Source organism: Nocardia sp. NPDC057440 (assembly GCF_042802915.1).
Taxonomy (GTDB): Bacteria; Actinomycetota; Actinomycetes; order Mycobacteriales; family Mycobacteriaceae; genus Nocardia.
Genome location: NZ_JBHVDF010000003.1, coordinates 349,411 through 370,276, shown reverse-complemented (window position 1 = coordinate 370,276; position 20,866 = coordinate 349,411). Strand labels below are relative to the sequence as shown.

The 20,866-nt window shown below is 66.0% G+C and carries 18 protein-coding genes; 9 read left to right on the top strand and 9 right to left on the bottom strand.

The window, feature by feature from the left end; all coding sequences use genetic code 11:
- The first annotated feature begins 98 nt into the window (after nucleotides 1–98).
- The 5 genes from lpdA to ACFU4Z_RS08210 all read left to right on the top strand — a co-directional run bounded on the left by lpdA (nucleotide 99) and on the right by ACFU4Z_RS08210 (nucleotide 6,277).
- Complete coding sequence (lpdA, locus tag ACFU4Z_RS08230; RefSeq protein WP_379060711.1) at nucleotides 99–1,547, top strand: dihydrolipoyl dehydrogenase; 1,449 nt, start codon at nucleotides 99–101, stop codon at nucleotides 1,545–1,547.
- Nucleotides 1,548–1,558: 11 nt separating this feature from the next.
- Complete coding sequence (pdhA, locus tag ACFU4Z_RS08225; RefSeq protein ID WP_379060710.1) at nucleotides 1,559–2,602, top strand: pyruvate dehydrogenase (acetyl-transferring) E1 component subunit alpha; 1,044 nt, start codon at nucleotides 1,559–1,561, stop codon at nucleotides 2,600–2,602.
- Between the two features lie 41 nt (nucleotides 2,603–2,643).
- Nucleotides 2,644–3,627, top strand: coding sequence for an alpha-ketoacid dehydrogenase subunit beta (locus ACFU4Z_RS08220; RefSeq protein ID WP_328412947.1), 984 nt, complete (start codon nucleotides 2,644–2,646; stop codon nucleotides 3,625–3,627).
- 16 nt (nucleotides 3,628–3,643) lie between these two features.
- Nucleotides 3,644–4,936 (top strand): dihydrolipoamide acetyltransferase family protein, encoded by a 1,293-nt coding sequence (locus ACFU4Z_RS08215; RefSeq protein WP_379060709.1) that lies wholly within the window; start codon nucleotides 3,644–3,646, stop codon nucleotides 4,934–4,936.
- An 84-nt stretch (nucleotides 4,937–5,020) separates the two neighbouring features.
- Nucleotides 5,021–6,277, top strand: a complete 1,257-nt coding sequence (locus tag ACFU4Z_RS08210) for a cytochrome P450 (protein WP_379060708.1) — start codon at nucleotides 5,021–5,023, stop codon at nucleotides 6,275–6,277.
- Nucleotides 6,278–6,461: 184 nt separating this feature from the next.
- On the opposite strand, the gene ACFU4Z_RS08205 is transcribed toward ACFU4Z_RS08210, so the two are convergent.
- On the bottom strand, nucleotides 6,462–7,772 hold the full coding sequence (locus ACFU4Z_RS08205; RefSeq protein WP_379060707.1) for a class I SAM-dependent methyltransferase: 1,311 nt from the start codon (nucleotides 7,770–7,772) through the stop codon (nucleotides 6,462–6,464).
- A gap of 258 nt (nucleotides 7,773–8,030) precedes the next feature.
- Here ACFU4Z_RS08205 and ACFU4Z_RS08200 point away from each other — a divergent pair, with 258 nt between their 5' ends.
- A complete protein-coding gene (locus ACFU4Z_RS08200) occupies nucleotides 8,031–8,675 on the top strand; it encodes a class I SAM-dependent methyltransferase (protein ID WP_379060706.1) in 645 nt (214 codons plus the stop codon).
- A gap of 74 nt (nucleotides 8,676–8,749) precedes the next feature.
- On the opposite strand, the gene ACFU4Z_RS08195 is transcribed toward ACFU4Z_RS08200, so the two are convergent.
- From ACFU4Z_RS08195 to ACFU4Z_RS08175, 5 genes are all read right to left on the bottom strand, one after another.
- Nucleotides 8,750–9,469, bottom strand: coding sequence for a DsbA family oxidoreductase (locus tag ACFU4Z_RS08195; RefSeq protein ID WP_379060705.1), 720 nt, complete (start codon nucleotides 9,467–9,469; stop codon nucleotides 8,750–8,752).
- 280 nt (nucleotides 9,470–9,749) lie between these two features.
- Nucleotides 9,750–10,814 (bottom strand): sulfite oxidase, encoded by a 1,065-nt coding sequence (locus ACFU4Z_RS08190; RefSeq protein ID WP_379060704.1) that lies wholly within the window; start codon nucleotides 10,812–10,814, stop codon nucleotides 9,750–9,752.
- Nucleotides 10,811–12,184: an FAD-binding oxidoreductase gene (locus ACFU4Z_RS08185; RefSeq protein ID WP_379060703.1), complete on the bottom strand. Its 1,374-nt coding sequence runs from the start codon at nucleotides 12,182–12,184 to the stop codon at nucleotides 10,811–10,813. Before ACFU4Z_RS08185 ends, ACFU4Z_RS08190 begins: the two co-directional genes overlap by 4 nt.
- A gap of 396 nt (nucleotides 12,185–12,580) precedes the next feature.
- Complete coding sequence (locus tag ACFU4Z_RS08180) at nucleotides 12,581–13,798, bottom strand: MFS transporter (protein ID WP_379060702.1); 1,218 nt, start codon at nucleotides 13,796–13,798, stop codon at nucleotides 12,581–12,583.
- Nucleotides 13,798–14,793, bottom strand: a complete 996-nt coding sequence (locus ACFU4Z_RS08175; RefSeq protein WP_379060701.1) for an NAD(P)/FAD-dependent oxidoreductase — start codon at nucleotides 14,791–14,793, stop codon at nucleotides 13,798–13,800. The genes ACFU4Z_RS08180 and ACFU4Z_RS08175 overlap by 1 nt, the downstream gene beginning before the upstream one ends.
- Nucleotides 14,794–14,958: 165 nt before the next feature.
- On the opposite strand from ACFU4Z_RS08175, the gene ACFU4Z_RS08170 reads away from it, so the two are divergent.
- The 3 genes from ACFU4Z_RS08170 (at nucleotide 14,959) to ACFU4Z_RS08160 (ending at nucleotide 16,815) form a co-directional block, all read left to right on the top strand.
- Entirely contained in the window at nucleotides 14,959–15,492 is a 534-nt protein-coding gene (locus tag ACFU4Z_RS08170; RefSeq protein WP_379060700.1) for a helix-turn-helix domain-containing protein, read from the top strand.
- A 127-nt stretch (nucleotides 15,493–15,619) separates the two neighbouring features.
- Nucleotides 15,620–16,225 (top strand): ClpP family protease, encoded by a 606-nt coding sequence (locus ACFU4Z_RS08165; protein ID WP_379060699.1) that lies wholly within the window; start codon nucleotides 15,620–15,622, stop codon nucleotides 16,223–16,225.
- On the top strand, nucleotides 16,222–16,815 hold the full coding sequence (locus ACFU4Z_RS08160) for a ClpP family protease (protein ID WP_379060698.1): 594 nt from the start codon (nucleotides 16,222–16,224) through the stop codon (nucleotides 16,813–16,815). Before ACFU4Z_RS08165 ends, ACFU4Z_RS08160 begins: the two co-directional genes overlap by 4 nt.
- A 46-nt stretch (nucleotides 16,816–16,861) precedes the next feature.
- On the opposite strand, the gene ACFU4Z_RS08155 is transcribed toward ACFU4Z_RS08160, so the two are convergent.
- The 3 genes from ACFU4Z_RS08155 to gndA all read right to left on the bottom strand — a co-directional run bounded on the left by ACFU4Z_RS08155 (nucleotide 16,862) and on the right by gndA (nucleotide 20,459).
- On the bottom strand, nucleotides 16,862–17,248 hold the full coding sequence (locus ACFU4Z_RS08155) for a helix-turn-helix domain-containing protein (protein ID WP_379060697.1): 387 nt from the start codon (nucleotides 17,246–17,248) through the stop codon (nucleotides 16,862–16,864).
- Nucleotides 17,249–17,471: 223 nt separating this feature from the next.
- On the bottom strand, nucleotides 17,472–18,785 hold the full coding sequence (locus tag ACFU4Z_RS08150) for a hypothetical protein (protein WP_379060696.1): 1,314 nt from the start codon (nucleotides 18,783–18,785) through the stop codon (nucleotides 17,472–17,474).
- Nucleotides 18,786–19,013: 228 nt separating this feature from the next.
- On the bottom strand, nucleotides 19,014–20,459 hold the full coding sequence (gndA, locus tag ACFU4Z_RS08145; RefSeq protein WP_379060695.1) for an NADP-dependent phosphogluconate dehydrogenase: 1,446 nt from the start codon (nucleotides 20,457–20,459) through the stop codon (nucleotides 19,014–19,016).
- Nucleotides 20,460–20,866: the final 407 nt, after the last annotated feature.

Below are 20,866 nucleotides of genomic sequence, written 5' to 3'. Positions count from 1 at the left end.
GCATTGTATGTGCATTCCGGTCCGGCAAGACTCGATTGAAACGACCTATGCCACAACCTCGGTGTAGTCGAATCGTTCGAGATTGAGGAGCACCACGAGTGCCGGAGTTCGACCTGCTGGTGATCGGAGGCGGGCCTGGCGGCTATGTCGCCGCCATCCGTGCGGCCCAGCGTGGCCTGTCGGTGGGCCTGGTGGAGAAGGAACGACCAGGGGGAGTGTGCCTGAACTGGGGCTGCATTCCGACGAAGGCGATGCTGCGATCGGCCGAGGTGTTCCAAACAGTCAAGGACGCAGCGGATTACGGCGTGTACGCCGACAACGTGCGGTTCGACTTTCCAGCTGTGCGGCAGCGCAAGGACGGCATCGTCAAGGAACTCACCGACGGCGTCGCCGGTCTGCTCGCGGCCAACGGGGTCACCGTCATCGAGGGGCATGCTCGTTTCACCGGACCGACCACCGTCGACGTGCACGAGGTCGGTCCGTCCCCGATCGGTCCCGACGGCCCGCGCTACGCGGCCGCGCCCAGCGCGGCGATCCGACAGCTCACCGCACGCGACATCATCGTCGCGACCGGATCTGTGCCCGCCCGCCTGCCCGTGCCCGGAGCCGACCTGCCCGGGGTGATCACCTCCGATGGCGCGTTCGGACTGACGACCGTTCCGGACCGGCTGGTGATCGTCGGCGGCAGCGCCGTCGGCGCCGAATGGGCAAGCTTGTTCGCCACTTTCGGCAGCGACGTCACCATCGTGGAAATGCAGGACCGCCTGGTTCCCGCCGAAGACAGCGACATCGGCGCTGCCCTCGGCCGGTCCTTCACCAAGCACGGCATCTCGGTGCTGACCGGGACAACGGTCGCCTCGATCGCACAGGGCGAGGCGCTGCGGGTCACGGTGACAGGCAAGCACGCGCGTGAACTCGACGCCGATGTGGTGCTCGTCGGCGTCGGCCGTCGCCCCAACACCGCCGATCTCGGACTCGAACGCGCCGGAATCGAGACCGACGAACGGGGATTCATTCCGGTGGACGATCGGTTGCGCACCGGCGTCGAGCACGTCTACGCGATCGGCGACGTCACCGGCCGGGCGTTGCTCGCGCACGTCGCCTCGCACCAGGGCCTCACCGCGGCCGATGTCATTGCCGGACACGACAGTCACATCGACTACACCGCCATCCCCGCGGCGACGTTCACCCACCCCGAGATCGCCAGTGTCGGCCTGACCGAAGCCGCGGCGCGCGCGGCCGGGCACGAGATCGTCACCGCGCGGTTCCCGTTCGCGGCGCTGGGGCGCGCCAAGACCTTCGGCGACACCGAAGGCTTCGTCAAAATTATTGCCGGGAAGCAGTATCAGGAAGTTCTCGGCGTCCACATCATCGGACCGTCGGCCAGCGACCTGATCACCGAGGGTGCTCTCGCGATCAGTCTCGAGGCGACGCTCGACGAACTCGCCGACACCATCCATGCCCACCCCACCCTCGGCGAGATCGGGATGGAGGCCGCGCTGACCGCGCTCGGCCTGCCCGTGCACATCGCGCCGCGGCAGCGCTGAGGAGGAACACCGTGACCGAAACAATCGACCGCGCTCCCCATGCCTTCGCCGTCGAGGAGCCCGGCACCCTGCGCGGCTACCTGCGCGACATGATGTTCATCCGGCGCTTCGAAGAACGTGCCGCCCAGGGCTACTCCCAGGCCAAGATCGGCGGCTACTGCCATCTCAATCTCGGTGAGGAAGCCACCGTCGTCGGCCTCGGCGCGGCGATGCGGCCCACCGACTACCTGTTCACCAACTATCGCGAACACGGCTACGCCCTCGCGAAAGGCATCGAGCCCGGCCGGGTGATGGCCGAACTGTACGGTCGCACCACCGGCACCTCCAAGGGCTGGGGCGGTTCGATGCACATGTTCGACACCGCTACCCGTCTGCTCGGCGGCTACGGCATCGTCGGTGGTCAGCTTCCGCTCGCCGTCGGCGCCGCGCTCGCCATCGACTACCGCGGTGAGGACGACGTGGTGGTGTGCCAAATGGGTGAGGGTACAACGAATATCGGGGCGTTCCACGAATCCCTCAATATCGCGGCGCTGTGGAATCTTCCGGTCGTGTTCGTGGTGATCAACAACCAGCTGGGGATGGGCACCACGGTCGAGAAATCCTCCGCCGAACCCGACCTGTACAAGCGGGCCGCCGCCTACCGGATGCGTGGCGAACAGGTCGACGGCACCGATGTGCTTGCCGTCCGCGATATCGCGAGAGACCTGCTGGAAACCGCTCGGCGTGAGGGCAAACCGGCGCTGCTGGAGACGGTGAGCTACCGGCTCAAGGGGCACTCGGTGGTCGATCCCGCGAAATACCGCAGCGGCGAGGACACCGCGGCCGCCCGCGAATCCGACCCGGTGGTGCGGTTGCGCAGGGAACTGATCGACGCAGGCGTGCTGGACGAATCCGATGTCGCGGCCATCGAGTCGGCGGTCGAGGCCGAGGTGGACGAGGCGGTGGCCTTCGCCGACGCGAGCCCCCACCCGGACCCGTCGACCCTGTTCGACTACACCTACGCCACTCCGGTGGCGGGAGCGTCGCGCAGGCTGCCCGCCGATCCGCTCTTCTGACCGCACGCTCTTCTGAAACGCAAAGGACAACCGTGCCTGTCATCACCTATCGCGAAGCGCTGCGCGAAACCCTGCGCCAGGAAATGCAACGCGACGAGGACGTCTTCCTGATCGGGGAGGAGATCGGCGTCTTCGAGGGCTCCTACAAGATCACCGCGGGTCTGCTCGCCGAATTCGGCGAGAAGCGGGTGCGCGACACTCCGATCGCCGAGGAGGGTTTCGTCGGCGCCGCCGTCGGCGCCGCGATGCTGGGGCTGCGCCCGGTCGTGGAGATCATGACGATCAACTTCTCGCTGCTGGCGCTGGACCAGATCGTCAATCATGCCGCCAAGATCTACGGCATGTTCGGCGGCCAGACCAGCGTGCCGATGGTCATCCGCACCCCCGGCGGCGGCGGTCAGCAACTGGGCGCGACACATTCGCAGAACATCGAGCTCTACTACGCCTTCGTGCCCGGTCTCAAAGTGGTCGCCCCGAGCACCCCGGCCGATGCCCGCGCACTGCTGCGGGCCGCGATCGAGGACGACGACCCGGTGCTCTTTCTGGAAAACCTCGCGCTCTACAACACTAAAGGTGAAGTGCCCGACGACCTTCCGCCTGCCGAAATCGGCAAGGCCGCGGTCACCCGGGAGGGCGCCGACATCACGCTCATCGGCTACTCGCGGATGGCGACGATCGCCACCCAGGTTGCCGAGCGGCTCGCCGAATCCGGCATTTCCGCCGAGGTCGTCGATCTGCGCAGTCTGCGTCCGCTCGATCGCGAGACCATCGTCGCCTCGGTGCGCAAGACCGGCTGTGCCGTGGTGGCGGAAGACGATTGGCTGACCTATGGGATCGGCGCCGAGGTCGCGGCGACCATCTCCGACGGCGCCTTCGATTATCTCGATGCACCGGTCCGGCGGGTTGCCGCGGCGGAAGTGCCGCTGCCGTACGCCAAATCGCTCGAGCAGGCCGCGTTGCCGTCGGCCGAATCCCTGCACACGGCCGCGTTGGAAACGCTCGCCGCCGTCGGCCGCCGCCGCTAGAACCGAGGACGACAACATGCCAGAAATCACTATGCCGCGGCTCTCCGACACGATGGAGGAGGGCGTCGTCGTCGCCTGGCTCAAACAGGTCGGTGACACGGTCACCCGCGGTGACGTCCTCGCCGAGATCGAGACCGACAAGGCCCTCATGGAGTTGGAGGCCTACGACGACGGTGTGCTCGAACAGATCTTGGCCGAGCCGGGAACCCGAGTGTCCATCGGCAACCCGATCGCGCTGATCGGGGACGGTACCGGGTCGGCCGCGAAATCCAGTCCGCCGGTGTCTGTTCCGCAGGCAGCGACCGCATCGGCGACCGGCGGCGCTGCTGCGGCAGCGACGACAGCCGAAGTTGTTCGTACGGGGGAGAATTCGACGGCAGTCGCGCAGGGTGGCCGCCCGAAGTCCTCGCCCCTCGCTCGTAAGGTCGCACGCGAATTGGGCGTCGACCTGGCCGCCGTGACAGGGACGGGCCCCGCCGGGCGGATCACTCGACAGGATGTGGAATCCGCCGCGCAGCGCGTCGCCGTATCTGCGGGCATCGAAGCGACGGCTGTTGTGGCCGCGGCTGCCATCGCGAGCGAATCGGCTCCTGCACAAGGGATTCCGGCCGGATACGACGATTTCGAGGAAGTGCCGCTCACCACGGTCCAGCAGGTGTCGGCCAAACGCCTCACCGAGAGCATGCAGCAGGCGCCGCACATCTACCTGACGAGCGCCATCGACGTCACCGACCTGCTGGCCTTCCGCGCCGACATCAACGAGACGCTGCGGATCGCCGGCGCTGGGAAGGTCAGCGTCAACGACCTGATCGTCAAGGCAGTGGCCGCGACACTGCGTGCCGACTCGTCGGTGAACGTCTCCTACGCGGGGGATAAGCTGCTGCGGCACAATGGCGTTCATATCGGGGTGGCCGTCGCGATCCCGGCCGGGCTCGTCGTGCCGGTCGTCCGGGATGCCGACCGCAAGAGCCTCTCCGAGATCGCCGCGGAGAGCCGGGACAAGGCCGAACGGGCCCGCGCCCGCAAGCTGCGCGCGGACGAAATGAGCGGCGGCACTTTCACCATCTCCAACCTCGGCATGTTCGGCATCGAACAATTCACCGCCGTGATCAACCCGCCCCAGGCGGCCATTCTCGCCGTCGGCGCCGCCGCGGAGGAGGTGCGACTGATCGACGGTCAGGTCGTCGGTCGCAAGATTCTGCGAGTGACACTGTCGGCCGACCATCGTGCGGTCGACGGCGCCACAGCCGCCACCTTCCTCCAGCAACTGAAAGGTGTACTCGAACATCCACTCCGCATCGTTACCTGACCGGGGAATGATTCCGGGTGCGTACCCGTCAGTAGCTGCCTAGGCTCACTGAGCTTTGTTGTTCAACCGCCTGGAGTTCCTCCGATGACAATGCCCCCATCCTCAACGTCCGGCCTCTCCGGTCGCGCGCAGCTCGGTTCGCCTACCGGTACCGATGGCCCACGGGCGTCGCTGTATTCGCCGGAGTTCGCGGCGGACCCGCATGGCGCTTATCGCGAGATGCGGAAGAGATACGGGTCGTTGGTGCCGGTGGATTTGGCGCCGGGCGTGCCCGCCACCTTGGTGGTCGGGTACTACACGGCGCTTCGGATCTTCAACGACCAGGACCATTTCCCGGCCGACCCGCGCATCTGGCAGCAGGACATTCCCACCGACTGCCCGGTGTTGCCGATGATGCAGTGGCGGCCGAACGCCTTGCGTAATGCCGGTAACGAGCACGTCCGCTATCGGCGGACCAATACCGCGGGTCTGGATAAGGTCGATCCATACTGGCTGCACGACACCGTGGCCCAGATCGCGACGCCGCTGATCAATTCGTTCTGTACGGCGGGGTCCGCGGATCTGGTTCGCGGGTATGCGTTTCCACTCGCCTTCGCGGTCCTCAACGCCATGCTCGGCTGTCCAGCCGAGATCGCGCAGAAAGCCGCGACCGGTATGGCGGCAGTCTTCGAAGGTATCGACGCGGACCGCGGCAACAAGATGCTCGTCGGTGCGCTGCTGGAGCTGACGCAGCTCAAGCGCGCCGAACCCGGCGACGATGTCACCACGCGGATGGTGCAGCACTCTTCCGGTCTGAGTGATACGGAGATGGTGCACCAGTTGGCCACGCTCTACGGCGCGGGCATCGAACCGCAGCAGAATCTGATCGTCAACACCCTGCTGCTGATCCTCACCGACGAGCGGTTCGGCGGCGAGGTGCTCGGCGGTAGCCTCTCGACCAGGGACGCCCTCGATGAAGTGCTGTTCACCGATCCGCCGATGGCGAACTTCTGCATCAGCTTTCCACGACAGCCGATCCTGATCGACGGCATCTGGCTGCCCGCCCATCAACCGGTCGTCATCAGCATGGCCGCCTGCAATAGCGATCCCGAGATCAGCGTCGACCAGCACTCCGGCAACCGGTCTCACCTATCGTGGGGCGCAGGCCCGCACGTGTGTCCCGCCAGCTCGATGGCTTATATGATCGCCCAAGACGCCATCGACCAACTCCTCGACGCGCTACCCGAGATCCGACTAGCCGGATCGCCGTCCGACTTGACCTGGCGTCCCGGCCCGTTCCACCGGGCATTGACCGCGCTGCCGGTCGTCTTCCCGGCGACGCCGCCGTTACCGGAGGGGTAGCCGCGCAACCGTGGCAGGCGATGGCTCGGTCCGCCGAGCTTCGTCGACGATCTCACTTCACCGCTGGTGCCGCGAGCACGAAATACGCACCGAAGGAACGGCTTTCGTTCAGGATGCCGTCCGCGGCCGCCGCCTCGATCCTGCTTCGCCGCTTCGTTGGTCGATCGCACGGAGGAATCAGGGTTCAGCCCCAGGCACGTCGGGTCGCGGGCATCCCAGCCCGTCCCTGCGCATCGGGCACTACTGCGAGCACCTGATGGATGCCGAGGCCGCCGTCCTCGAAGCCGAGGGCCGAGGCCGCCATGTAGAGCCGCCACACCCGTGCGCGGCCCTCGCCGGCCAGTGCAACCGCCTGATCCCAAGCCTCTTCCAGAGTGGCCACCCAGGTGCGCAGGGTCAGCGCATAGTGCTCGCGCAGCGACTCGACGTCGCGCACTTCGAAACCGGCGCGCTCCATGGCCAGCACGACCTCGCCGACGTCCAGGAGCTCGCCGTCCGGGAAGACGTAGCGTCCGATGAAGGAGCGGCTGCGCATGGTGGATCCGCCCGCTACAGAGATCGCGTGGTTGAGCAGACGTCCTTCGGGACGAAGCAAGGTGCGCAGGGTGTCGAAGTACTCCGCGGCGCGCTCGGTCCCGACGTGCTCGAACATACCGATCGAGGAGATGGCGTCGAATGTCTCGCCGCGCAGTTCGCGATAGTCGGCGAGTCTGATCTCGACGCTGGTGGACAGTCCCGCCGCGGCGACCCGCTCGCGCGCGAGATCGGCCTGAGCCTTGCTGATCGTGACACCGACCACCTGCGCGCCATACGTCGACGCCGCGTGCATCGCCATGGAGCCCCAGCCGCAGCCGACGTCGAGCAGCCGCATCTCCCGCTGCTCGGCCAGACCGAGTTTGCGGCAGACCAGGTCGTGTTTGGCGCGCTGGGCGTCTTCGAGCGACAGCACGGCATCCGGGCCGCCACGACCGTCGTCGGCTGCTGCGGCGAACCGTGCGCAGGAGTAGGTCATACTCGGCCCGAGCACCAACCGATAGAAGTCGTTGCCGACGTCGTAGTGATGGCTGATCGCCGCCGCGTCGCGGCGTTTGGTGTGCAGTTTTCCACGGCGCGGCCGCGCCTCCTCGGGAGGCGGTTGCGGCGGTCGGCCGAGCGCGCCGAGTCGCCGCGCGGCGCCGATGGCCTTCCATGCGGCGCCGAGACCGAGGCGGGCGTCACGGGGCGCTGTCGACTGCAACGATCGAAGGATCTGGAAGAGGTCGCCATCGAGGTCGACGGTGCCGGAGACAAAGGCGCGGCCGAGGCCGAGTTCGCCCGGCGCCCACACCAGGTGGCTGAGCGCGTCCTTGGATCGCACGCGCATCGTGCCCGGATACTCGCCCTCGGGATGGATTGCGCTTCCGTCCCAGAACTCGAACCCGATCGCCGGTCGGGGCCCGAGTGCGGCGCGCAGCAAAGGTCGGAACACGTCGGCGACTGTTGCTTGGTGGCCCATATGAACCACTATGGCCCGCGCGGTCCGCTCAGGTGGGCACCGACTCGGCAGGAGCCTGCACGGATATGTCGGTTCATCGACGCGAAGAGCAGCGGCACAGGTGGTGCCGAGCAGCGGCGACCCGCTCAGCGGACGACGATCGGAACGGCACGCAGCAGCGTGGGCGAATCGCTGCTCGTCGCCGAGAACGTATTTCGGGCGCGCGGCGCGGTCCTGATCGGTCCGGGGCCGCCTCGCACGCACACTAGACTTGCCGGGGTGAGCCGATTCGCCTGGGACCACAACGCGTACTACCACCGGGCATTGCTGCGCCACCTCCCGACACCATGTGCGGATGTGCTGGATGTAGGTTGCGGCGCAGGCGCTTTCGCCACGGCGCTCGCCGCCCGGGTGCGCCACGTCGATGCGCTCGACCGCTCGCCGGAGATGATCGCGGCGGCCGAACGCACGGTGCCCGACAATGTCACGTGTGTGCGCGCCGACTTCCTGCGCGATGACATCGTCCCCGAGGGGCGTTACGACGCGGTCTTCTCGGTGAGCGCACTGCACCACATGCCGCTGGCGGAAGCGTTGCCCCGCATGGCGGCAGCGCTGCGCCCCGGCGGGGTGCTCGCCGCGATCGCACTGCCCAGAACCGACCTACCTCGTGAGCTCCGCGTCGAACTTGCCGCATTCGCCGCACAGCGGGTATTCGCCGCGGTATTCGCTACGGCCAGGGCCACGAGCGGAGGCGATTGGTACGCACGAGAACCCACGCATGGCGCTATGCCCGTCGTGCTCGACCCGTCCCTGACGACGCGCGAAGTGCGCGCCGCGGCGGCTGCGGCGCTACCCGGCGCAGACGTCCGCCGCTTGCTCTTCTGGCGCTATCTCTTGCTCTGGCGCAAGCCCCCGGCGGGCTAGCGGCGAACTCTTCCGCGGCGGAAGCCGCCCGGGTGCGCGGCTGCGTCCTGATCCGGATTCGGCTGTCGCGCAGTTCAATCGCGAGCAGGCAGCTCGCATCCATCCGGACCACAGACGTCCGCGCCGCCTGCCATCTGCACGAGGGGTTCACGATCGCCCCATGCCTGATTCAGAGCTTGGGCGAACACCGTGGATGGCTGAGCGCCGGAGACGCCGTACTTCCGGTCGATGACGAAGAAGGGCACGCCGGTGGCGCCGAGCCGCGCTGCCTCCTGTTCGTCGGCGCGCACCGCATCGGCGTAGGCATCGGGGTCGGCGAGGACCGCGCGGACGCCCGATTCGTCGAGTCCGGCGCCGACAGCGATCTCGGCCAACCGCTCGTGGTCGCCGAACAAGGACTGCTGCGCGGCGAAGTTCGCGCGGTAGAGGGCGTCGAGCAGCTCGTCCTGCTTGCCCTGCGCCAGTGCGTGGTGCAGCAGCCGGTGCATGTCGAAAGAGTTGCCGTAGTCACGTCCCTCGGTCAGATACGGCAGACCGAGCTCGGCGGCCTGCGCGCCGATGCCGCGTTCATTGGCCGCCGCTTGTGCCTCGCTGATCCCGTATTTGCGCGCGATCTTCGCGATTACCGGACCGGATTCGCCGACCGGCAGCGTCGGATCCAATTCGAACGAACGATGCACCACCTCGACGTCGTCGCGATGCGCGAACTCCGTCAAGGCCTGCTCGAAGCGTTCTTTCCCCAGGTAGCAGAAGGGACAGTTGATATCGGTCCAGATCTCGACCTGCACGGTCATCCTCTCTCGTTGTCGGCCCCGGCCACCATCTGGCAACATCTCGGCGACCGCATCTGTTCCCGCCATCCACGCAGCGGCCGTGCTCGGTGCGTCCGATGACGACCTCGGTCCGCGGGTGGTCGCCCACGTCGTCGGCGACATCACCGACACCGAGCCGATCGGCCCTCCGTGGAAATCTCCTGGCATTCCACAGACGCCCGCATCGGACGCGTCGTCGGGACATTGCCGCGCCAACGCGATGGGCGAGGCGCGGCGGAAGGTGCCGCCGCCTTGCCCCCGATCAGCGGACCGTGACAGCGACGCGCTGAATCAGATTGTTTCCCATGCCCTGGAGGTTCCACACCGATGTGGCCGGCTGGATGCCGCCGTCCGCGTCGGTGGCGCGGCAGCTCAGCAGGTACTCACCGGGGCGGGCGTCCCACCCGTAGCTCCAGCCGCGCCAGGCGAATTCGGCGAGCGCGGGACCGATTCGAGCGTCCTGCCACACGTCATCGATGCCGACCTCGACGCCTGTCACGGGGGCCGTGCCGCACCACGCACGGCCGCGAATCGTCACCGCGCCTGCCTCGACCGTGCGCCGCCGAGTCTGGAAGTCCGGAATGCCTGGTGGAATCATCAACGCGCGCACTCTGATTCGTGAAACCGGTTGTCCGGGATCGTGATTGTGCTGTTGGTAGCGGTAGGCCGATGTCTGCTGGTACCCGGTGAACGGCCGGTCGACGACCGCGATGTCTCGCAGCCATTTGACGCTCGACATGCCGTACCACCCGGGTACGAGCAGCCGCAGCGGAAAGCCGTGCTGCGGCGGTAGCGGCACGCCGTTCATCTCGTACGCGAGCAGTGTTTCGGGTCGACCGCAGTCGCCGATGCCGAGCGAGCGCTGGTAATTGTGCTCGACGTTGTCCTGGAAACCGCGATCGGCGCCGGTGAAGACCACCTCGACCGCCCCGGCTCGCACGCCACACTCGTCGAGGATGCCGCGCAGCGCGGTGCCCGTCCACGATGCGGTGCCTATCGCCTCCAGTCCCCAGGGCTGGCTGACGTTGCGCGGGTCCATCGCGGTGCGTCCATTGCCCGCGCATTCCAGGGTGACCGGCATCGTCGTCGCGGGCCGGGATCTGATGTCCTTGACAGACAGCTCGAGTTCTCGCTCGACGCTTCCGGTGACGCGCAGCCGCCAGGTCGATGCGTCGGCCTCGGGGATATCGAAATGAATCAGCAGGTAGTGCATGCCGATCGGCGTGATGTCGTAGCGCATGCCTTCCAGCGGCATGCCATGGTTGCGTGTGGCAAGGGCGAGTTCGTCGAACCGCACGCCCGCTGCGCGCGAGACGAGCTCGGTCATGTACTCGGGCTGATGTTCTGATTGAGGTGGAACAGGTTGTCCGGGTCATAGGTTCGTTTGGCCTCGGCAAGCCGTTGGTAATTCCCGCCGTAATTCTCGGGTACGCGGGACCGGTCGTCGTCATCCATGAAATTGATGTAGCCACCGGGCTCGGAGTGCGGTGCGGTCGCGTTGTAGTAATCGCGAACCCATTGAATGCGCTCTGCGTCGTCGGCGGGATTCTGCCAGGAGGCCAGAATCACGGTCGCGAACGTCGCATTGCGATAGGCGAACGCGGTATCCGCTGCCGGGACTCGGTGGCAGGCGCCGTTGATCGGATACATATGCATCGTCGCGCTCACCTCGGGCACTTTCGGGCCGTAGATCAGGTGTTGTTCGATGGCGGCGTCGGTCAATTCGGTGACGAAGCTGCCTTTCCAGTAGCTGCGGATGCCCTTGGGGAAGATCGCGTCGAACGCGGCGTTCAGGGCGGGATAGGGCATCGGCCCGACCATTTCGCCGACTCTGGGCGCCAGGTCCCGGAACGGCTGCATCGCCTCTTCGCCCTTGTCGAGCGGTCCGGCCCACTGCACGATCGCCGCGCAGAGCGTGTCGCCGTGCCGGTCGGCGGGGATGAACTCCAGCGGCGGAGCGATCTGGAATGAGGGAAACGCGCCATAGGCTTCGGACGCGACGGGGATGAAGTCGCGGAAAAAGCGCAGCAGCGCGCCTGCGTGCTCGAGTTCGTAGAAGAACAGGCCGACGTAGACCTCGTCGACCGGGTGCAGCCGGTACTCGAAGGAGGTGACAACGCCGAAGTTGCCACCGCCGCCGCGCAGCGCCCAGAAGAGGTCCTCGTTCTCCGTCGGGCTCGCGGTCAGTGCCTGCCCGTCGGCGGTGACCACATCGGCCGATAGCAAGTTGTCGATCGTCAATCCATATGCGCGGGAAAGATATCCGATACCGCCACCGAGGGTGAGCCCGGCAATGCCGGTGGTCGACACGATCCCGCCGGTCGTCGCGAGCCCATAGGCGTGTGTCGCGTAATTGAAGTCGCCCCAGGTTGCCCCGCCCCCGGCCCGTGCGATGCGAAACCTCGGGTCGACGTGCACCCAGCGCATCAGCGACAAGTCGATGACGACGCCGCCGTCGTTGGTGCCGAATCCGGGCGCGCTGTGCCCGCCGCCCTTGATCGAGAGATCATGTCCCGCCTCGCGCGCGTAATTCACTGCCGCGATGACGTCGGGGACCTGCTCCGCTCGAACGATGACCAGCGGACGGCGATCGAACATTCCATTGTGGACCGTGCGTGCCTCGTGGTAGCCCGGATCGTCCGCGGTAATGACAGGTGCGCGCACCTGTTCACGCAATTCTTGCAATGTCGTGCCCATCGATATTCCTTCTATCGTGCGGCGAATGGCGCGTCAGCGTCGGCACTGCTCGAAAATTCGGCCGAGATCGCTTGTCGCGATTCGGAATTCGGTGAAAGGCCGAAGCGCTCATCTGCGTTCCGGGGTCTCGCCGCTGTTTGCCTTTATCGAATAAGAATCTCGCCGATCTCCCGACCCGCGTTTGCGTCCATCGATAGTGACGGAGGTAGCTAAGTATAGGACTCGAGCGGTGAGAAGAGTTGAAAGCCCGCTTCCTCTTGCGTTCGATGTGCTGACGCGCTGCTGTGGGCAGATCTGCTCACAGCAGCGCGAGCCGCTTTTCGAGCTGTCGGTCCCCACCGGCTGTGGCGACCTTGTCACGCGCCGGACGGTTGGTGGTTTGGGTGGTGGGTGATGTCAGCTGTTGCCCGTTGCCGTCGATCGTGGCTGTCGTGCGCGGTCGAGGAGGATGAGCGGGACAGCGGCTGCGGCGAGAGCGGTTCCGATCAAGTACACCGAGGTGAGAGCGGCACCGTGGGTGAGTGTCGCGGCGGCTAGAACGGGTGTGATGCTGATGCCCAGCTGGAAAGCCGACACGGTTGTGGCGCCCGCGATGGTGGGGGCATCGGCAGCGATGGCGAATACGCGCCCGTAGAGGGCGGGGTTGAGCACGAACGCGGCGATACCTGTCAGGAACACCGCAGGCGCCACTGCCCAGATTTGCTCGATCACGACAACCATGACGACCGACAGAATCACAACGCCGACCGCGCCGGTGATCAGTGCGAAGTGAGGGCGCTGATCGGAGATCCTGCCACCGATGGAAAGTCCGATGAAGGCGCCCACCCCGAAGAGCGCGAGGATCGCCGGTATCCAGACCTCGGGGATACCGGTGATGTCGGCGAGCATGGCCGCGAGATAGTTGAACGAGATCATGTACGCCGCGGTGGTCAGGATGGTGATCCCGTATACGCCCCACAGCGATGGTTTCCGCATCGTGGCGAGTTCCCGCGACAGGCTCGACCCGGTGGCCGGGTCGGCGGCCGATGTGCCGGCGGGGAGTCCGACTACGCAGGCAATGGCTCCGGCGAGCGTCAGGACCACGACGGCCCAGAATCCTCCGCGCCATTCGGTGAAGTGGCTGAGCAGCGTCCCGGCGGGACCACCGGCGACCATGGCTACGCTGAGGCCGCTGACCACGACACCGGACGCGCGAGCGTTTCGGTCCGGGGTTACCAAGCTGATCGCGGTCACCGACGCCACAGCGAAGAAGCCGGCGTAGGCGAGTCCGGAAACGACCCTGGAGAGCAGCATGACTTGGTAGTTGCCCAGCAGGCCGACGATGATGCTGGCAGCAAAGACCACCTGGGTGGCCACCAGGGCGGTGCGACGTGGCCAGCGGAGGCTGAACACGGCGAAAAGCGGCCCGCCGAAGACAACGCCTAACGCGAACGCGGTGATGAGCATTCCGGCTGAGGAGAGCGCGACGTCGAGATCGGTGGCGACCGCGGGCAGGACTCCAGCCATCAGGAATTCAGCACTGCCCATCGCGAACAGGCTGAAACCCAGCAGGTAGACCCCCGTGGGCAGCCGGTCGGAGCGACCGGTCCGGGACGACTCTACGGTGGTGGCCATCAGCGGACACCCCCAACATCGAGCCCGTCTCGAGCGACCGCAGCGGACAGGTCTTGTTCCAGCAGCCAAGCGGTCATGCTGATGGCGGCAGTCGAGCCCGCGCCAGCGGCGGCGATGACCTGCGCTCGGGGGTTGACCACGTTCCCGGCTGCCCAGACCCCGGGGATGTCGGTGGCACCCTGGGCGTCGACGGCAAGAAGTCCACTGACCGGGGCCACACCTAGTGCGGTCAAGATCGCGTCATGCGGTCTTGGGCGAGGAGCGACGAAGATGGCTTCGCACGGGACGATTTCGCCGTTGTCGAGTTCGATCCCGACGAGGCTTCGGGTCGCGGTGCCGGTTCTTGTCACGACCTGGGTTACGCATCCGTCGATCAACCGCACGCCGTATGCCGTGAGGCGTTGCCGCTCCGCGTCGCTGAGTTCGATGCCGTTGAGGCAGAATGTCACCGATGAGCTGTAGCGGCGCAGCAGTGCTGCCCGATGTGTCGATACCGCCGCCATAGTGCTGCCGATCACGACGATCGTCTTGCCCCGCACTTCGTAGCCGTGGCAGTGAGGGCAGTGGTGCACCTCGGATGCCCATCGCTCGGATAGCCCCGGGACGTCAGGGAGACCGTCGGTCATCCCGGTTGCGACCAGCACCGACCGAGCCCGCAATGTGTCCCCGTCGGCCAGCCGCATCTCGAGCGTGCCGTCCGGCTTGCGCTGCGCGTCGACCACTGAAGCCTGCACGAGCGACCCGCCGTACGCCGTGAACTCGGCTTTTCCCGCCGCGATGAACTCGCTCGGCGACATGCCATCGCGTGTCAGGTACCCGTGCATGTGGTCGGCAGACGCGTTCCGGGGCGGACCACCATCGACGACCAAGGTCGCGAATTGCGCTCTCGCGAGTACGACGCCGGCTGATAGCCCAGCAGCCCCACCACCGATAATGATCGTGTCCCAAAACACCTCTGACACTGAGCTGTTCGTTGTATCCGTTGTTGCGTCCATTCGGATCACCTCCGAACAGGAGCATCAGGGATGCCACCCGAAACCAACAAACACTGTTGCTGAATCCGGGACACATTGATTGAAATCCGGGACACATTGATTGACTGGATCTCATGGAAGAGCAACCGAGTGTCGATGCCGTGATCGAAGCAGATTGCTCCCCGGTTGCGGCGCGCCCGCGAGAAGAAGGGCGTCAGCCTGTCCGACCTTGCCCGAGCCACTGGCATCTCGACCAGCACCCTGTCCCGACTGGAATCAGCTCAGCGCAAGCCCAGCCTCGAACTCCTGTTGCCGATCACCGCCGCCCTCGGCATCCCACTCGACGAGATCGCCACAGCACCCAGGATCCTCGACCCTCGCGTGCCGCAGCATCCCACCAGAAAAGATGGCCGAGTGCTGATTCCACTGTCGCGTCAACAGGGAGAACCGCGTGCATACAAGATGACCATTCCCGCACATGACGAGGAACCCCACCTGCGGACCCACGCAGGCTACGAGTGGCTCTACGTGCTCCGCGGACAACTCCGCGTCAAACTCGGCGACCACGACTTCATCATGGGCGCCGGCGAAGCCTCTGAGTTCGAATGCCAGGTTCCACACTGGTTCGGCGCCGCCGGACGCGGCAGCGTCGAAGTCCTCAGCCTCTTCGGAAAGCACGGCGAACGCATCCACGTCCGCACCGGCGCCCAAAAACGCTGAGATGTCATGCCTTCCAGCCGGATGCCATGGTTGCGTCGCGGGGCGAGCTCGTCGTCGCTGCTGTGGGCAGCTCTGCTCACAGCAGCGAGTGCCGCTTTTCGGGCTGTCGGTGCGGCACGGTGGACGCATGGCTCACGACGACAACACTCGGATGTTCAGCTGGCGCGCTCGCGAGCAACTGCTCAGCCGCCGCATACTCGTGCTCGACGGTCCGCTCGACGACGACAACGGGACGTTGCTGATGACACAGCTGCTCACGCTGGCTGCGGAGGACCCGGAGACAGGTATTTCGCTGTGGATTCATTCGCCCGGCGGCTCGGTGCCCGCGATGCTCGCGATCCGTGACGTCATGCGGCTCGTGCCGTGCGAGGTGTCCACGCTCGCGCTCGGATTAGCATGCAGTGCAGGGCAATTCCTGCTGTCATCGGGCAGCAAAGGGCGGCGTTTCGCCTTGCCGCGCGCCAGGGTGCTCATGCATCAGGGCTCGGCCGGCATCGGTGGCAGCGCGGTCGACGTCGAGGTCCAGGCCGAAGACCTGCGGTACACGGTGGACACCGTGCTCGGCATCATCGCCGAGGACACCGGGCAGCCGTTCGATCGGATCTACGAGGATTCGCTGCACGACCGCTGGTTCACCGCGACACAGGCCAAGGAGTACGGCTTCATCGATCACATTGTCGACTCGTTCGGGCAGATCGTGCCCCAACGTCAGCGGATCGGAATTTCGGCATGACCAGTTACACGATTCCCAATGTCATCGCGCAGCATCCGCGCGGCGGTGAGCGGATCACCGACATCTACTCGCACCTGCTCGCCGAGCGGATCGTCTACCTCGGCACGCCGATCGACTCGGGTGTGGCGAATGCGCTGATCGCACAGCTGCTGCACCTGGATTCGGAAGCCCCTGAACAAGACATCAACCTGTACATCAACTGCGAGGGCGGCGACCTGTCCGCGATGCTCGCCGTGTACGACACCATGCAGCACATCAGTGCACCGGTGCAGACCACCTGCGTCGGTCAGGCCATCGCCGTCGGTGCGGTGCTGCTGGCGGGCGGGGCGCCCGGCCGGCGCGCCATTCTGCCGCATGCCCGAGTGGTGTTGCACCAGCCCGCCTCGCGCGGACAGGGCGCGATTCCCGACCTGATCCTGCAAGCCGACGAGCTCGTGCGGATGCGCGCGGAGATCGAGTCCATCCTGTCCAAGCACACCGGACAGCCGCCGGAACGGCTGCGGCACGACACCGACCGCGATCGAGTCTTCACCGCGCAGGCCGCCGTCGACTACGGTCTCGTCGACCGCCTGCTGGTCGCGCGCTCCTGACCGGGCGGCGCTGAATTGCCCTGCGACATCTGATTATCAGGAGCGGCTAGGCCGCGAGCGCCAGCATTGTCGGCGCGGTGCCCGACTGTGGCGCGGACCGGGGGAGAAGGGTGAGCCGGCGATGAGCGCGCAGTTCGTCGGCCACCTGCTCGGTCAGTCCCCCGAGAGTGGTGCCGAGAGCCCCGGCCAGCGCCGCGATCATCTCGCTGGAGGGTTCCTTGCGACCACGCTCCACCTCGGACAGGTATTGCGGTGAGACCCCGGCACGTCCTGCCGTTTCGGCGATGGTGTCGCGCTGATCCAGTCGAAGCGTGCGTAACTGTTGTCCGAGCACTTCACGCCACAACGGCTCCCGTTCGGACTGCTGCTCCGGTTGTCGACGCCGCTCGTCGCGTCCACCGGGGATCGAGTGCAGTCTCGGATGCTCGGTCATTGTCAGAGCGTAAGGCCATCTCGGTCCGGTGTGCCTAGTCATTACGCTCTGGGCGTACGAACTCTGTCGACGGATCTACCTCGGCCACCACCGAAAGGCGCCCACACGACCACGACCGTCACCGCCCCCGCACCGCAGCAACGGTGGCCGTTCCCGGTCGCCGGTTCCGGCGGCCGGGAATCGAGCAGGCTCGCGCCGGGCGATGACATCAGTCGGCTACGTATCAGCCCGGGCCGTCGGCATATTCGGCGATCTGCTCCATCACTTCTTGGAATTCCGCCGAGACGTGCAGCTCGAGCTCGTTGCCGGACTCGCGGACCTCGGCAGCTAGGTCGATGATGCCGTCGTGCCACCAGTAGACCGACGGGCTCACGGGGGAAGGCCGTTCGGCGTGAGTCACCATCGCCATTTTCGCCAGCGTGCCCACAGTGATGTAGGCGTCCGTGCCATGGAGCGGGTGAATAAAGACCGTGCCCTCGCACGGGACCACGAATGCCGCACCCCAACGTCCGACCACGGGATACTCGCCGAGCCAGCGCACATGAGCGCTGGCATAGTCGGCCGAGCCATAGAGGCCGAGGATCCGCTCGCCGTCTTCGTCTTCGAGATCTTCGACCGTGAGAAGTCCGTCGTCGTGGGTATTGTCCTCCGCGAGTTCGAACAGGTCCTGTTCCTGAATCCGCCAGTGGGACAGGCGGTCATAGGTGACGGCGATCATTGTATTGACCTGGTCGATCACCACCCGCTGCGCGAGTCCGGGAGCAAGGGTTCGTGCCACGACCGGGATGTCGACGTCCGCCATATCCTCCGGGTACATCCGTGCCCGCAGTAGTGGCCGTATCCGTTCGAAGTCGTCCATGTCGAGCGGGTCCGTCGCCGCGACGTCCAGCTCAGCGAACATCGTGCTCAGATGATCCGCCACCAAGGCGGGCCACTGCTCCGGTGGCTGCGCGGCAACCTTGCGGCGCAGATTGTCCAGGGGCAGCACCCAGTCGGATGCCCCGTTTCCGGACAACAGCACTTCGTCGGATTCGATTGTGCAGGAATAGCCGCGGTTCTGCACGACCGTCTCGACCAACGTGAGCAGCAGATCCGCGGAGTCGGCGCCCTCTCCGGCCTCTATGCGCGACCACAGCTGGGTGAACTGGCGGCCATCGCGAACGCGGACGGCCTCGGTGACGTACCTCAGGGGGGCCAGCTGCGCCGACTGCCCTTCGAGAGCGACGCACGGCGTGCCCGCGTGTTCGCCCTGCCCCCAGAGCCACTCGCCGCCGCCCGCTCGCAACAGGGTCTCGCCGAGATACCCGACGGTGGCCTTGACGACCGGTAAAACGGAGGGTTCCTTCATCACTGCCGGATCCGGCAGTGCCGCAAGGACGAACTGTTCCAAGTCGTCCAACGACTCCGGCGAGTAGTCGGCGAAGAACCCAGCCGAATAGGCCGCGAACACCTCCGCCACCAACGGCTCCAGTTGCCGCCGCCAGGCTCGCGCTCGCTCTTCATCGGTTTCGGCAAGTACGTCGATCCAGAAGCTCACATCACCACTCCGCTAGGCATGGCAACGCGAGATCCCGCGCGCCGCACCGTTTTGTACAGCCTCGGTGCGAGGTGAGCAACTGTCGGGCTTGCCACGGCTGGGATCTGCCGCGGCCGGTTGGTGGACACGAGGCGGGCGCCGACGATTTCGGCTGATGTCTTGCGCCGCAGCATGACCGGCGTGGGTGACTACCGCGCGCCGGTCATGCTGTCGATATCGGTCGTGATGTCAGTCGGCCGAGACTTCGCTGCGGTCACCGCTCCAGAGGGTGTGGAACTTGCCTTCGGCGTCGATGCGCTCGTAGGTGTGTGCACCGAAGAAGTCGCGCTGCCCCTGGGTGAGTGCGGCCGGGAGGCGCTCGGCCCGCAGGGCGTCGTAGTACGACAGCGACGAGGCGAATGCGGGCACCGGAATGCCGAGCAGGGTTGCGGTGGAGACCACGCGCCGCCAGCTATCGATGGCCGTTTCGATCGCTTCGCGGAAGTACGGAGCGAGGATCAGGCTCGGCAGGGCGGGGTTCTCGTCGTAGGCCTCCTTGATCCGGTTCAGGAAGCGGGCCCGGATGATGCATCCGCCGCGCCAGATCGTGGCCAGGTCGCCGGGGTGCAGGTCCCAGTTGTATTCCACACTGCCTGCCGCGATCTGGTCGAAGCCCTGCGCGTAGGCGACGACCTTCGACGCGTAGAGCGCCTGCCGGATGTCTTCGGTGAATTGCGCTACGTCGGTCGGCTTATCGGCCAGCTTGCCCGAGGCGAGGCCGACCGCGGCTTTGCGCTGGGCCCTTGACCCGGACAGCGCCCGCGCGAACACCGCTTCGGCGATACCGGTCACCGGAATGCCGAGATCGAGCGCGGCCTTCACCGTCCAGCGGCCGGTGCCCTTCTGCTCGGCGGCGTCGACGATGACATCGACCAGCGGCTTGCCCGTCTTCGCGTCGACCTGTTCGAGTACCTCGGCGGTGATCTCGACGAGGTAGCTTTCCAGTTCGCCGGAGTTCCACTGGGTGAACACCTCGGCGATCTGCTTGGCGCCGAAGCCGAGCGCGTCGCGGAAGAGGTGGTAGGCCTCGCCGATCAGCTGCATATCGGCGTACTCGATGCCGTTGTGGACCATCTTGACGAAGTGCCCCGAGCCGTCGGGCCCGATGTGGGTGCAGCAGGGTGTGCCGTCGACCTGCGCCGCAATCGATTCCAGCAGCGGGCCGAGCGAGTCGTAGGACTCCTTCGGCCCGCCGGGCATGATCGAGGGACCGTTGAGCGCGCCCTCTTCGCCGCCGGAGATGCCCGCGCCGACGAAGTTCAGTCCACGTTCCTTCATGGCCGCTTCACGGCGAATGGTATCGGTGTAGAGCGCGTTGCCGCCGTCGATGATGATGTCGCCCGGCTCCATGGCCGCCGCGAGTTCCTCGATGACGGCGTCCGTCGGATCGCCCGCCTTGACCATGATCAGCACCCGGCGCGGCTTCTCGAGCGCCGCGACGAATTCCTCGATGGTCTCGGTGCGCACGAAGTCGCCGTCGTCGCCGTGCGCCTCGAGCAGGGCGTCGGTCTTGGCCACGCTGCGGTTGTGCAGCGCCACTGTATAGCCGTGCTTGGCGAAGTTTCGGGCGATGTTGCTGCCCATGACTGCCAGGCCGGTAACCCCGATCTGTGCGCGCGCTGTAGAGGTCGCCATGAATCCGCTCTCTTCGTTCGACAGGTGCAATGTGCGTGACCGCGCGAAGCTGTTCGGCCTCGACCTTTCTACCCCTTCGGCCGCCACGATGACGAACACACTCGCCGAGTCGATGGGTCGGGCTTACTCGAGATGGTCGAGCGGGAGCTGAATCTCCCAATAAATAGCTACATGTTGGCTATGTCTAACTATCTGGATGGGAAAGTGGAGCCATGGGCATACGGCTAACTTGTGGCACGCCCAATTGATGCAATGTACCAGCAGGGTCACTGCCCGCTCATATCGATGAAACGGCAGATTGCCGAACTGTTACTGGTTTTCGGTTTCATAATCAGTAACCTGGTACTAACGTCGCAGCGGATAGTTTGCTGACCCAAGTGGTGTCCATCGTTGCGGCCGTCGAATCG

Bases quoted from the DNA above. Each gene is read 5' to 3' on its own strand.
- ACFU4Z_RS08215 (WP_379060709.1), top strand. From the start codon at position 3,644: ATGCCAGAAATCACTATGCCGCGGCTCTCCGACACGATGGAGGAGGGC.
- ACFU4Z_RS08210 (WP_379060708.1), top strand. From the start codon at position 5,021: ATGACAATGCCCCCATCCTCAACGTCCGGCCTCTCCGGTCGCGCGCAG.
- ACFU4Z_RS08205 (WP_379060707.1), bottom strand. From the start codon at position 7,772: ATGGGCCACCAAGCAACAGTCGCCGACGTGTTCCGACCTTTGCTGCGC.
- ACFU4Z_RS08195 (WP_379060705.1), bottom strand. From the start codon at position 9,469: ATGACCGTGCAGGTCGAGATCTGGACCGATATCAACTGTCCCTTCTGC.
- ACFU4Z_RS08190 (WP_379060704.1), bottom strand. From the start codon at position 10,814: ATGACCGAGCTCGTCTCGCGCGCAGCGGGCGTGCGGTTCGACGAACTC.
- ACFU4Z_RS08185 (WP_379060703.1), bottom strand. From the start codon at position 12,184: ATGGGCACGACATTGCAAGAATTGCGTGAACAGGTGCGCGCACCTGTC.
- ACFU4Z_RS08180 (WP_379060702.1), bottom strand. From the start codon at position 13,798: ATGGCCACCACCGTAGAGTCGTCCCGGACCGGTCGCTCCGACCGGCTG.
- ACFU4Z_RS08175 (WP_379060701.1), bottom strand. From the start codon at position 14,793: ATGGACGCAACAACGGATACAACGAACAGCTCAGTGTCAGAGGTGTTT.
- ACFU4Z_RS08165 (WP_379060699.1), top strand. From the start codon at position 15,620: ATGGCTCACGACGACAACACTCGGATGTTCAGCTGGCGCGCTCGCGAG.
- ACFU4Z_RS08160 (WP_379060698.1), top strand. From the start codon at position 16,222: ATGACCAGTTACACGATTCCCAATGTCATCGCGCAGCATCCGCGCGGC.
- ACFU4Z_RS08155 (WP_379060697.1), bottom strand. From the start codon at position 17,248: ATGACCGAGCATCCGAGACTGCACTCGATCCCCGGTGGACGCGACGAG.
- gndA (WP_379060695.1), bottom strand. From the start codon at position 20,459: ATGGCGACCTCTACAGCGCGCGCACAGATCGGGGTTACCGGCCTGGCA.